The sequence below is a fragment of the Coleofasciculus sp. FACHB-712 genome (genome assembly GCF_014695635.1).
In the GTDB taxonomy this organism is placed as follows: domain Bacteria; phylum Cyanobacteriota; class Cyanobacteriia; order Cyanobacteriales; family FACHB-T130; genus FACHB-T130.
Map to the genome: position 1 here is coordinate 1 of NZ_JACJOQ010000418.1, position 11,808 is coordinate 11,808.

At 46.0% G+C, this 11,808-nt stretch carries 12 protein-coding genes and 1 pseudogene; 5 read left to right on the forward strand and 8 right to left on the reverse strand.

Annotated features, from left to right (window positions below; genetic code table 11):
- Nucleotides 1-348: pseudogene (locus H6F50_RS12860) on the reverse strand (peptidylprolyl isomerase); the annotation flags it as partial.
- A 195-nt stretch (nucleotides 349-543) separates the two neighbouring features.
- Between H6F50_RS12860 and efp the strand changes: the two are divergent.
- From efp to H6F50_RS12875, 3 genes are all read left to right on the forward strand, one after another.
- Complete coding sequence (efp, locus tag H6F50_RS12865; RefSeq protein WP_190410539.1) at nucleotides 544-1,101, forward strand: elongation factor P; 558 nt, start codon at nucleotides 544-546, stop codon at nucleotides 1,099-1,101.
- 145 nt (nucleotides 1,102-1,246) lie between these two features.
- Nucleotides 1,247-1,765: an acetyl-CoA carboxylase biotin carboxyl carrier protein gene (accB, locus tag H6F50_RS12870; protein ID WP_190410538.1), complete on the forward strand. Its 519-nt coding sequence runs from the start codon at nucleotides 1,247-1,249 to the stop codon at nucleotides 1,763-1,765.
- 327 nt (nucleotides 1,766-2,092) lie between these two features.
- A complete protein-coding gene (locus H6F50_RS12875) occupies nucleotides 2,093-2,446 on the forward strand; it encodes a metalloregulator ArsR/SmtB family transcription factor (RefSeq protein WP_190410537.1) in 354 nt (117 codons plus the stop codon).
- Nucleotides 2,447-2,454: 8 nt separating this feature from the next.
- Here H6F50_RS12875 and H6F50_RS12880 read toward each other — a convergent pair whose 3' ends face one another.
- The 3 genes from H6F50_RS12880 to H6F50_RS12890 form a co-directional block, all read right to left on the reverse strand.
- Nucleotides 2,455-3,108 (reverse strand): GerMN domain-containing protein, encoded by a 654-nt coding sequence (locus H6F50_RS12880; protein WP_190429006.1) that lies wholly within the window; start codon nucleotides 3,106-3,108, stop codon nucleotides 2,455-2,457.
- A gap of 89 nt (nucleotides 3,109-3,197) precedes the next feature.
- Complete coding sequence (locus tag H6F50_RS12885) at nucleotides 3,198-4,016, reverse strand: DUF2993 domain-containing protein (RefSeq protein WP_190429007.1); 819 nt, start codon at nucleotides 4,014-4,016, stop codon at nucleotides 3,198-3,200.
- A 194-nt stretch (nucleotides 4,017-4,210) separates the two neighbouring features.
- Nucleotides 4,211-6,019 carry a proline--tRNA ligase gene (locus tag H6F50_RS12890; protein WP_190429008.1) on the reverse strand — a complete coding sequence of 603 codons (1,809 nt, stop codon included), beginning with the start codon at nucleotides 6,017-6,019 and terminating at the stop codon, nucleotides 4,211-4,213.
- Nucleotides 6,020-6,097: 78 nt separating this feature from the next.
- Here H6F50_RS12890 and H6F50_RS12895 point away from each other — a divergent pair, with 78 nt between their 5' ends.
- Nucleotides 6,098-7,537 carry a 1-acyl-sn-glycerol-3-phosphate acyltransferase gene (locus tag H6F50_RS12895; RefSeq protein WP_190429009.1) on the forward strand — a complete coding sequence of 480 codons (1,440 nt, stop codon included), beginning with the start codon at nucleotides 6,098-6,100 and terminating at the stop codon, nucleotides 7,535-7,537.
- Between the two features lie 12 nt (nucleotides 7,538-7,549).
- Here the strand turns inward: H6F50_RS12895 and H6F50_RS12900 are convergent, their stop codons facing one another.
- A complete protein-coding gene (locus tag H6F50_RS12900; protein ID WP_190429010.1) occupies nucleotides 7,550-7,741 on the reverse strand; it encodes a hypothetical protein in 192 nt (63 codons plus the stop codon).
- A 236-nt stretch (nucleotides 7,742-7,977) separates the two neighbouring features.
- Here H6F50_RS12900 and H6F50_RS12905 point away from each other — a divergent pair, with 236 nt between their 5' ends.
- Entirely contained in the window at nucleotides 7,978-8,457 is a 480-nt protein-coding gene (locus H6F50_RS12905) for an orange carotenoid protein N-terminal domain-containing protein (RefSeq protein ID WP_190410531.1), read from the forward strand.
- Nucleotides 8,458-8,726: 269 nt separating this feature from the next.
- On the opposite strand, the gene H6F50_RS12910 is transcribed toward H6F50_RS12905, so the two are convergent.
- The 3 genes from H6F50_RS12910 to H6F50_RS12920 form a co-directional block, all read right to left on the reverse strand.
- Complete coding sequence (locus tag H6F50_RS12910; RefSeq protein ID WP_190429011.1) at nucleotides 8,727-9,407, reverse strand: acetoacetate decarboxylase family protein; 681 nt, start codon at nucleotides 9,405-9,407, stop codon at nucleotides 8,727-8,729.
- Nucleotides 9,408-9,437: 30 nt separating this feature from the next.
- The gene (locus tag H6F50_RS12915; protein ID WP_242029008.1) at nucleotides 9,438-10,841 is read right to left on the reverse strand and encodes a DUF2079 domain-containing protein; all 1,404 of its coding nucleotides are present in this window, start codon (nucleotides 10,839-10,841) and stop codon (nucleotides 9,438-9,440) included.
- Between the two features lie 87 nt (nucleotides 10,842-10,928).
- On the reverse strand, nucleotides 10,929-11,808 hold an 880-nt coding region (locus H6F50_RS12920; RefSeq protein ID WP_190429012.1), incomplete at its 5' end, for a methyltransferase domain-containing protein.

The window sequence follows — 11,808 nt, forward strand, 5'->3', positions numbered from 1 at the left end:
GACGCCCGCGAGCAAGTCGGAGGAGCGATCGCTTAAAATTCGAGATGCCTTGCTAACATCGCTGGCGATCGCACTCCAACGCTTACTTCGCAGTTGTATGGAAATATCTTCTAAATCGGCTTGCATTTCCCGCACTGCTTGATTGTCAATGGGTAGGGCATACCGTAACAAAGCTTTACCATCTGTGATGGCATTTCCCGATGGCAATCCACTATCACGGGCAGTTTTGCCAGAATCCCACCAAGCAGCGCTGAGTCCTGCTGAGAGTGTCATCATCAGCACTACTAAGACGCCTGTTAAAGCCAAGCGTTTGAACCAATCGAGCGTGGAACGGTTTGAATCAAGCATAAATTAATTCCTGCATGCTGCTTTCCCGACTGCGGTTGAAGCTTTCACGCTTACCAAAAACTCCATTTTTAATCTTGCCACACGGGTGTCCCGACCCAGCGACATTAGACGCAGCCGATCGATCTACGAGTAATAGGAAGAACCTCCGCTCGCGGTAAAATGAGGTGCCGATTGTTCTCCCCTAGATAAAGATTCATGATTTCGAGTAACGACTTTAGAACTGGCGTCACCATTGAATTAGATGGAGCTGTGTGGCGGGTAGTGGAATTTCTCCACGTTAAGCCAGGGAAAGGAGCTGCGTTTGTCCGCACTAAGCTAAAAAATGTGCAGTCAGGCTCCGTTGTGGAACGAACCTTCCGGGCCGCAGAAACGGTGCCCCAGGCAAATCTGGAAAAGCGCACGATGCAGCATACCTACAAAGAAGGCGACCAGTTCGTGTTTATGGACATGGAAACCTATGAAGAAGCAAGCCTGAATGCGGTTCAGATTGGCGATCGCGTAAAGTACCTTAAGGAAGGAATGGAGGTGAACGTCATTAGCTGGGGCGAGCAGATCATGGAAGTGGAACTGCCCAACTCCGTAGTGCTGGAAGTGACGCAAACCGATCCCGGTCTCAAAGGCGATACCGCCACTGGCGGCTCGAAACCCGCAATCGTGGAAACAGGTGCCCAGGTGATGGTTCCCCTGTTTATCACGGTGGGAGAGCGGATCAAGATTGATACCCGTACCGATACCTACCTAGGTCGAGAATAATGCAAAAGTTTTTAGTCAGTGGTCAGGGGTCAGCGGTACAGAAGAAACAACCAACAACCAACAACTGACACTGACCTTGAGACGAGATTTACCCTTGTCTCTACCAAGCAACAATTAATCCCTGACTACTGACATCCTTTTTCTCATGTCCATAGACTTCAACGATCTCCGTGAACTGCTGGCAGCGATCGCGCAAACCGATATTACAGAGTTGACACTCAAAAGCGCTGATTTTGAACTCACCGTGCGGAAAGATCCGCGCGGGGGTTTGCCGGTCTTGCCACCCGCCCTGGCAGGGAGTGGGAGTCCCGAAGTCTCGGCTCCCCCCTCCCAGGCATCTCCGTCCATGCCGTCCAGCCCGAACTTAGAGGCGGTGCCACGAACTGCCCCGCCGACCACTGCTGGTTCTCCCATTGATAGAAGACTCGAAGATGTCAAATCACCGATGGTGGGGACGTTTTATCGCGCTCCCTCACCGGATGATTCTCCATTTGTGGAAGTGGGCGATCGCATCCGTACCGGACAAACCGTCTGCATCATTGAGGCAATGAAGCTGATGAATGAAATTGAAGCCGAGGTGTCCGGTACGGTGATAGAAGTTTTGGTTCAAAACGGCGAACCTGTTGAGTATGGTCAACCGCTGATGCGGATTAACCCCGAATAACTTTAGCGTTTGTAAACGTTGCGCGGAGGCATCTGCCATGAATCGTCCAAAAAGTTTATTTCCAAATTTTTTTTATTTTTGGAGTAAACTTTTTTGTATAATTTAATTGTCTAAAAAATTCCTTCTAAATAATGGAAATATCGATTAATTTTGCTAAATACGCATATTTCCATTATTTAATTCTACGAAGTTTCCTTTAAGAAATCGTATCTAAAGTTACCCGATTTACAATATTAATCAACAAAAGAAATTTAACAATTACTAAATAGTTATTAACCAAAAAACATCATATATAATCAGGATGAACTATCATTTCTGGTTAGTCTCATGCGACAAGCTTTGTCTGTACCACCAGAAGTTGTACAACAACTTGCAGAGTATTTCAGCATCTTGAGCGAACCAATGCGGTTGCGGATTTTGAACTTCCTGCGCGACGACGAGAAATGCGTACAAGAATTGGTTGAGGCAACACAAACCAGTCAGGCTAACGTTTCTAAGCATCTAAAAGTGATGCTGCAAGCCGGTATCCTGAGTCGCCGCAGCGAAGGGACATCGGCTTATTACAAAGTGGAAGATGAGTTGATTTTTGAATTATGTAACTTAGTTTGCGATCGCCTTGCCGCTCGGATTGAACAGCAAGCCCGTCACTTCCGTGACTTTAGCTTAAGCGCGAGAAAGTAAACAAAGCCCTATAAATCAAAATTTTTCTCAAAGTTTTGGCGAGTCAGAGGCTGATTGAGTTCCAACCCTTCACCGCCCAAAACTTCCAACCTTTTTCCCTCTACATCAATCCAAACATTGGTATTGGGATTGATACTGGTGGCTGTATAGAGGATTTGCGCCACGCGACCTGTCATCGAGGCACTACCGCCACCAGCAGTAAATTCTTGGGACAAATCTACGTGAACACCATCCTCCCGAACATCCAGATTTCGTAGCTGCGTTCCCTTGGGAATCGTGCTGCTGTAAGCCGGATCGTTCGGGCCTGCCAACAAACGATTGAACGCACCTTCTAGAATGTTCTCAGACTTAACTCCTGCCTGTATTTTGACCGGAGCGGACACCACCTCAATCTTGCTACCACTACTCTTGAGCCAGTAGACTTGAACCGTCTTCTGACTAGATAGTTGCTGAGCGGACGGCTGCACAGAGGGTTGCACAGATGGCTGCACAGACGCCTGAGGCGAAGTAGTCGGTTGGATAGCCGTAGAAACTGACGGTGTTGGTGAAGAGTCTCTATTTGCTGCCTGTTGTTCCCCTGGGCTACAAGCCGCCAAAGCCATCGCCAAAACACTAACGGCGATGCCAATCCCGATTCGACGGCCTGGTTGTTGAATTTTCATATCAATTTCCCTCCTTAAAATTTATTTGGATGCTGGTGAGGAGGTTTTGTTGAGGAATACAGTGAAGACGAGCGCTGCTCCGGATAATTCTAACGCGGTGTAGATGCAGAAGCGGTGTCTGGCTTTTCTACTCTGACAAATGCAGCTAACTCTAGTTGTTCCTGATTTAAATCTAATTTTAGGAGTCGGGCAGCAATCCCTCTATCTTCCAAGGTGCGTAGATCCAAGCGGCTATTGAGACCGGACACGAAGGAGGCAACCAGGAGGGGTGGCACTGGCATCCCATTGACCAAGACATTTGGCTCGATTAATTGCAACTGATGCTCAGCCACGATACCCAGCCCTGATTCCACCGAGACAACCAGTTTATCTGCATTTCCCGGCTCCTGCAATTCCAACTGGAAACGCAGCCGGTTATCTCCCAGAAATTCCACTTGAGGATTGACAAACTCATAGCGCTGAACCAGCATATCAGCGTTGCTGCCAAGAATGCGGCTTCCCAGTTTACGCAATTGAGCGCTGACGGCGGGTGACTGTAAAGCTTGATTGATGTCTTGCTGGGTAATCACCAAACGTACCCCAGCTTGTAAAGGTTCCTTCAACAATTCGGTCGGTCGCACTCTCTTCTGCCGGAGACGCGCCACATCCAGGTTAATGGGGTCGGTTTCCATTTCCAGCTCTGCAATCCGGAATTCTGGCGTTACCCACAACCCTCGCCCCCCAATCCGCACTCGCTCAACTTTTCCTTGCACAATTTGGAAATTTGGAGCATTGTCAACGCGGACTTGCAACTGCTCCACTTTACCAAACTGGGAACGAATGGCATTTTCAGCGATGCGGTCGATGGCTAAATTTGCGGGGGAAACGAGAGCAAGCAAACCAGATAGAAAAATTGCTATAAATTCCATAGTTCTCGCTTAAATTTTCTGGCGCACAATGACGCGATTTTCTGAAATTTCGCGCACAGACGCAAAGTTTTTAGGAGTGATAAAAGTGATAAAAGCGCCTTGGCATCAAATGCTCGTCCAAGGGTTTTTTGAAGCGTAAAGGCACAAAGACACAGAATGAGAACCTCGTGTCTTTGTGCCTTTGGGGTGAATTGTTATTGATTTAAAGCAGCATCAATCCGCTGCTTTAAAGTGGTCGCGACTTCCTCCACAGGAATTTCCTGAGATTTGCGAGTCGCCCGTTCGACAACTTCCACTTTACCGCTATTGAGCGATCGCCCGGTTACGATGCGATAGGGTATCCCGATTAAATCGGCATCTTTGAACTTTACTCCCGCTCGTTCATCGCGGTCATCTAAAAGCGTTTCGATTCCCGCTTGATTCAACTGGGTGTATAGTTTTTCGGCAACTTCCACTTGTTGGGCGTCGCTGGTGTTGGGAACTGAGATGATGACGTGATAGGGCGCGATCGCAACAGGCCAGATAATTCCATCTTTGTCATAAGATTGTTCTACGGCTGCCTGGGCTAACCGCGAAACACCCAGACCATAACAACCCATTATTAGGGGAATTTCCTCCCCTTGTTCGCTGGTGTAAGTGGCTCCCATTGCTTGAGAATACTTGTTACCTAGCTGGAAAATGTGCCCCACTTCAATGCCACGGGCAGTACGGAGTGTTTGAGCAGGATCGTGAGTTGCGCGATCGCCCGGTCGTGCCTTGCGGATATCTACGACCCCTTCTGGTAACTTAAACTGCTCGCCCCAATTAGCACCGACAACATGGTATTCCAAGTCGTTAGAACCTGTGACGAAGTTTTTTAGCTCGACCGCAGTTTTATCGACAAACCGCAAAAACCGGGGAGCTAAATTTTTAGCCGTACAGATATAATCATCTGCAATGTCGGGAGCGATATAGCCCAAAGGTAGGGGTCTCGTCGCCCACAGCTGCTGAAGCGCTGCCGCTGGAACCTCTACAGATAGCACCGTTTTGGCTTGGTATTCCGGTGCCAATTTTGTCAGAGCGTTGTGCAACTTTACCTCATTAACTTCTTGGTCGCCCCGGATACTAATCAGTACCAGCACCGTCAAGCCGTTGTCATAAACTGCCTGGTAGAGGACGTTTTTCACCACTTGAGTCGGCGAACACTTGAGGAATCGACAGAGTTTATCAATGGTATCGGCGTCCGGCGTCTTCCGCTTCTCATAAGTGTTAAACGGAGATGATTCGGTGTCAGCAGGTAAAGAAACCGCTTTTTCCACATTGGCGGCGTACTTGCCATCTTCGGTGTAGAGAACTTCATCTTCCCCGGCTTCAGCCAGTACCATAAATTCTTGAGAACCAGACCCCCCAATCGCACCTGAATCAGCTTCTACAGCACGGAAGGCTAAACCAGTCCGGCTTAACATCTTGCTGTAAGCATGGTGCATATCCTGATAAGTTTTTTTCAAGCTTTCTTCATCGACGTGGAACGAATAGCCATCCTTCATGATGAATTCCCGTCCTCGCATCAAACCAAATCTGGGGCGAATTTCATCCCGAAACTTAGTTTGAATTTGGTAGAGGTGCAGAGGCAACTGGCGGTAGGAGCGAATCATATCACGAGCGATCGCTGTAATCACTTCCTCATGCGTTGGCCCCAGCCCCAGTTCCTGCTCTCGGCGGTCTGTCAGGGCGAACATGATCCCTTCAGCTTTGGTATAAGTATCCCAGCGCCCCGACTGCTGCCACAATTCAGCGGGTTGTAGTTGCGGGAGTAGACACTCTTGTGCGCCGGTTGCATTCATCTCTTCCCGTACAATCTGAGAGATTTTTTGCAACACCCGCCACATGAAGGGTAAATAGGCGTAGATACCGCTCCCGATGCGACGAATGTAGCCTGCACGGAGCAGTAATTTATGGCTGGGGATTTCCGCTTCCGCCGGTTCTTCCCGCAGAGTGACAAAAAACATTTGTGACAGTCGCATCGCTGGTTCCCTCTACAGATTGGATAATCGATATCTCAGTTAAGTCTAGAATGTCCACAAGTTCACAAGAAAACCACTTTGCCCGATTTAATGAGTGCGGCTCAGCCTCCTCTAGAATTTATTCCACCGGCGCTCAACCCCCTGGTTTTACGAGCCGCCCAACAAGTGCTACCTGGCTGCATACGTTCCCAAACAGCGATTACCCAAATTCAAGCAGAAAACGTTGAGATTTTAGTCGATTTATATCGCCAATTTCAGGATGGGAAGATCCGCTTTATGATGGCATTTCGCCATCCCAGAGTTGAAGATCCGCTGTGCATGAGCTATCTGCTTTGGAAATTAGTACCGCGGCTGGCACGAGAAAAGGGTATCTCACTACAGCACCCGATTCATGCCCACTTTCTTTATGACCGAGGGATTCCTTTATGGGCGGGAGCGCACATGGGCTGGCTCTATTCTCGCTTAGGTGGTACCCCTATCCATCGCGGTAAGGCAGACTGGACGGGATTGCGTTCGGCTCGTGACCTGTTTGCCAATGCTCGGTTTCCGATAACCGCTTCCCCAGAAGGAGCCACCAATGGTCACAATGAGATTATCAGCCCTCTAGAACCCGGAATCGCACAATTAGGCTTTTGGTGTGCTGAAGATTTGCAGAAGGCTGGACGAGGGGAGCAAGTTTTAATTGTGCCAGTCGGAATTAAATACCGTTACGTCGAAGCTCCCTGGAAAGAGATAGAAAAGCTTTTAGGCGAATTGGAAGTAGCGAGCGGTTTGCCAGAAGGAAAGTTGAAGGGTGAATTGAAAGGCGAATTACAGGGTGAAAGTTTAAATCCATCGGCTAACCTGCAACCTTTTCAAGCTTCTCTCTACCAGCGGCTGTGTCGTCTAGGCGAACATTTACTGTCTGTAATGGAGGAGTTTTACACCCGGTTTTATCATCAAACTTTGCCGACTGTGGAAGCGTCACAGAACAATGCGAATGAAGCTTTGGCGATTCGACTTCAAGCACTACTGAATGTGGCCCTAACAGTGGCAGAGGAGTATTTTAACCTGCCATCCAAGGGAAGCGTAATTGACCGTTGTCGTCGTCTAGAGGCGGCTGGCTGGAATTATATCTATCGAGAAGACCTGAAGAATATTAAAGCGCTGTCTCCCCTAGAACGCGGATTGGCGAATCGAATTGCTGAGGAAGCCAGCCTTCGGATATGGCATATGCGGTTGGTAGAAACTTTTGTAGCCGTAACTGGACAATATGTTCTAGAAAAACCAACCGTAGAGCGTTTTGCCGAAACTACCTTACTTTTATGGGATATGGTAACTCGAATTAAAGGCAGCAATCCCTTCCAGCGTCCTCGATTAGGTAAGCAACGGGTAGAGATGAGTGTAGGGCAACCCATCTCGGTTTCAGAACGCTACCCAGTCTATCAAGCAAATCGGCACGGTGCGAGACTTGCAGTAACTGATTTAACTAAAGATTTGCAACACGCGATGGAAGGTTTGATTGCTTCGGCTGGATGAAATCCCCAGTTTTTAAATAAGTTGGCTCGTGAAAATCCGCAGGATGACATTTATAAAATCTTGCGGATCGCGAGTAATAATTTCATCCAAATTATTCATAACGGCTGTACTCAGGACAAACCCAATTAATTTTTGCAATAAATGCTGAAAAAGAATTTCAGCGTTGAGTTTCCTGGTGTTTCCCCAACCTGCGAAAATCTCCAAGTTTATTCCATCCGGCTACTTAATAGCGAATGACGACTTCTCTGCTTACGTCTTCCTTTAGTTAGAAATCTTGTGATATCTTTGCCATCTTATTGATGGATTTCTAATGGGGATCATATCTGTCTCTAGCGGGGTTAAACTTCCATGATTTATTCGTTAATTTTCTTTAAGTAAGTGAAAACCTGTTTCTTGAACAAAAGAGACAAAGCAATTATTAATTTTCCGGAGGGTTAAGTATGACATCAGGCACTTTACACGCATACGATCAAGGTAAACAAGCTTTTCAAGGCATGGATGTAGACCAGCAGCTTGCCGTACTGTGGTTTGTGTACACCAAGATGGGTAAATCTGTTACACCAGCCGCTCCAGGTGCTTCTGGTTCTGAGATTGCTCAGGGATTGTTCAATCAAGTTAAGGAACTATCCCATGAAGAACAGCTGCAAGTTCAGCGTGACATTGCTTCTAAAGCGAATACACAAATTAGCCGCGAATATGGTTCTCTGAGTCCAGAAACCAAACTAGCGTTTTGGTACTTTTTAGCGCAAGGAATGGATAGTGGTACCATCATTCCGATGCCTCCTAACTATGAACTTTCCCAAGCTGGAAAAGACTTGCTAGCGAAAATTGAAGGAATGGACTTCCAGCACCAAATCGATTTTCTACGCGGTGCGGTGCTACCGATGGGTGCTGAGGCTGCTGGGGGTTCTGACATCTAGAAAGAATATTTAATTTCCTGTTGAATTCCTCCTTTATACCCCCGCTATGTTGTTAAGCAATTAGCGGGTTTTTTTACTGATATTTTGCACAAATCCGGTAGCCTACTCGAAATTCAAATTCCGGGGTAACAGCTCAAGTCCATCAAAATGGACTTGAAGCTTTGAGACTTTGGAATTTTAGCCCAGATGAATTCCGAGAGGCCGATTCGTTTGTGTAGCTCCAAGTTGTAATGTGTGAGCTACAGCAAGTTTCGCAAGAAGTTTAGTTTTTAAGGGTAGCTAAATTCAACTTCCCTGGCTGTTACTGTTGTGCCTACTGCTTCTGGCGCACCGACTACTAAATTCATCTCGTCGCAGTAAACAGTTAGTAAAGGCTGACCTAAGTTTAACTGGGAAAAAGGGCTTTCTGCTGGGATTTCTAGCTTGCCACTCATTGCCTTTAGTTGAGATTCAAGCTGACTTTTGAAGAAAAGCAAATCGTAATTTTGGCTACTAAACGCAGTTCCGATTAATGGCTGCCGCCACCATGTAGAGATGGGCAATAGGGCGTCTGTGTAGCTGAGACTGCATAATAACCGATCGCCTTGACGGACGGTGACACCAGCGCGATCGCCTTTTTCCCAGGTAAACTCAGCAAGTTCCTTCGGTAAACCCCAGATTCTTCTCCCACCAGCAACAGAATCGGCATTATCTACATAGATGTGGGACACCCAACCGCCGAACTTGTCTTCATATTTGACCATCGCTGGGATAACAATTAACTCGCTATACTCCAACACGGAACCCGATCCGTAGTAGGAAAGATAAACCCCGCCTAGGGTTTTTCCAGGAAAAACTGAGACGATTTCTAACTCTGGAGGGATGAAGGGACGCGATCGCTCAACATCTATCAAGTGCAGGGTTTGTAGCGCGTAACCCTGGAGTGTCCAAGGTGCTCGTGGATATGACATTTTCAACTCCTACAATCATATTCATTTTTATTAAGACTTTTTCCTAAACAAATAAACATCATCACGTTGATAGGTTAATTGAAATCCTGGGGTATTTTTTAGTTGATTTGCCAGCTTGGCAGCGAACTCTTGGCTACCAGTCCCGCCAGCACCGCCTGGATAACGCACATTGAGCAATATATACTCAAAAGGAGATAGATCGGCAGGGAGCGGACTCAGATCGTCCACTAATTTGATCGTCTGGCGGTGAGTTAAATGAGGTGCAATCCGATTGGTGGTTAACACACCGCCTTTCGTTTGAACTTGAGCGATCGCTTCTCGCGCTGCTTGCCAAGTATCAACAGAATTTTGATATTTCGACCAAAAATAGCCATACTTTCCTAACGCTAAGAAAGCCACTATCGACCATACGATTATTGCCCGTTTGTCTCGCAGCCAACTTCGATTTGCGGCAAGGCTGGAAATGACAGCCAACATCAAAAAAGGCAAAATTGGCAAAGAATATTGGTGGAGTAAATCCCGTTGGTGTGGTTTGTCAGAAAGAATATTTAACACCAAGGCGGGAATTGCACTGATTAGAGGCGTCATGTGGCGGGGAGAAAGTCCCCAAATTATCGGCAAAACCAACAGTGCCAAATATTCAAATGTCTGAAATGAGAAAATCCTCCCCAATATCAACCCAGGTTTAAACAGCAGATTTCTAGCAATATCTAGAACTGAGTTACCGAGATAGCTGTAACGTGAAACGGCAGCTACTTCGCTACCGCTGAAAGATGGAATAATTAGCTGAGTTGCAATTAGGAACCAAGCGATACCAGCAGAAAGAGCAAATGCACCACATAAACGCCGCTTCTCAAACATCAGCAGCCAAATCCCCATTGCTGTGACAGTAAGGGATAAAACAGCTTTACACCCCAAAATAAAAATAATACTGACACAAAACCAGCCAATTCGATTTTGTCTAGCACACCATACCGCTGCTAAAAATGCGGGAACCGCCATCACTTCTGGATGGAATTCAAATAAATTTGCATTAAAAATCAGCGGGTAAAGCAAGTAGACTGCTGATATTGTGATTGCTTGCGATTCTTTCAACCCCGCTTGACGCGCTAGGTGCCACATTGGTAAAGCACCTAAAGACAAAGCGATGGCTTGTACTACTAACAACCAATGAACATTGGGATAAATTTTGTACAGGAAAGACAGTAGATAAACTGCCCAAGCAGCATGGTTTCCCATGTGATGAAAGCCAAGAATCGAAGAAATTGGCGGCTGTCCCTGACTCATTAAATAAACCACTTGGTCATAAATTCCCAAGTCATAAGCCCCCGATTGAAACATGGAGTGTCGTAGGCTACTGCACGCGAATAATATTACGGCACTTGTGCCAATCATCAATGACAGGGCACTCGGCTTGATTCGTGTTTCTTTCATAAGATATTTTTCCCGCAGAGAACGCAGAGAATTAGCGATTGCTGGTTACTTTACGTCCTAATCCCAACTCAACCTAAAAGTCGAATGCTAAATCTTTTGACACTTTAAATAAAAAGAATATCCTTCATCAGGATATTCACTCAATCCAACTGCATCAATCAGTTCTAGGCGACTAAATCTTCCCGTTCTTAAACTAAAAGGCATCGGGGAGACAGCCTTTTTATCTACGACTTTAAACCCAAATTTTTCTATGTTGTTAATTAATTCTTCTGGACAGTATTCGATTTTATGTTCTGGATGAACAAAACCCATTTTAACTTGTAAACGAGTAAGTTTTCGATTGGGAGTATCTAAACAAAAATAGCCTGCCGGTTTGAGGACACGATGAACCTCCATATATACTTTTTCCGCTTCGTTTTCTGTAATGTGTTCAATACTCTGTCCTGACCAAACTAGATCAATTGTTTCATTCTCAAATTTAGATAAATCCGTCATGGATTGATAATAATAGGTTACTTTAGTGCCTTGAAGCGTTGTTACTTCATTTGTAGGTAGGATAGCGGAACCGAACATTCTTTGTTCAGGAGGCAAATCAATAATGTGGACTCGATCGGGAATAGAAGGATACCCCATCGCTAGTAAGCTTCCTTCTATGAGATGACCAGCAGCACCCCCAAGATCCAATATGACCTTAGCAGGAGGAAGGTGTTCTCGGACAAGGGTTAAACGCGCTAAATGGTGGGAAAGAATTCCATTCGTTTTGAATAACTTTCTTTCAGTTTCAGCAGGAATCATCAAAAATGAAAAGACTAATGATGTCCGTGTTATTTCACCGGAATCTAGCTTTTTTAAATAAAATTGAACTTCTTCATCTAAAGGAGGTGAATTAATCAAATATTTATAAAGGTTAATTATATAGTTTTCATTATTTACTTTGATTTTGGTTAGCTGATAGAAGGAATTAACC

Coding starts and splice junctions, on each gene's coding strand:
- efp (WP_190410539.1), top strand. CDS start 544: ATGATTTCGAGTAACGACTTTAGAACTGGCGTCACCATTGAATTAGAT.
- H6F50_RS12915 (WP_242029008.1), bottom strand. CDS start 10,841: ATGAAAGAAACACGAATCAAGCCGAGTGCCCTGTCATTGATGATTGGC.
- H6F50_RS12905 (WP_190410531.1), top strand. CDS start 7,978: ATGACATCAGGCACTTTACACGCATACGATCAAGGTAAACAAGCTTTT.
- H6F50_RS12885 (WP_190429007.1), bottom strand. CDS start 4,016: ATGGAATTTATAGCAATTTTTCTATCTGGTTTGCTTGCTCTCGTTTCC.
- accB (WP_190410538.1), top strand. CDS start 1,247: ATGTCCATAGACTTCAACGATCTCCGTGAACTGCTGGCAGCGATCGCG.
- H6F50_RS12890 (WP_190429008.1), bottom strand. CDS start 6,019: ATGCGACTGTCACAAATGTTTTTTGTCACTCTGCGGGAAGAACCGGCG.
- H6F50_RS12875 (WP_190410537.1), top strand. CDS start 2,093: ATGCGACAAGCTTTGTCTGTACCACCAGAAGTTGTACAACAACTTGCA.
- H6F50_RS12880 (WP_190429006.1), bottom strand. CDS start 3,108: ATGAAAATTCAACAACCAGGCCGTCGAATCGGGATTGGCATCGCCGTT.
- H6F50_RS12910 (WP_190429011.1), bottom strand. CDS start 9,407: ATGTCATATCCACGAGCACCTTGGACACTCCAGGGTTACGCGCTACAA.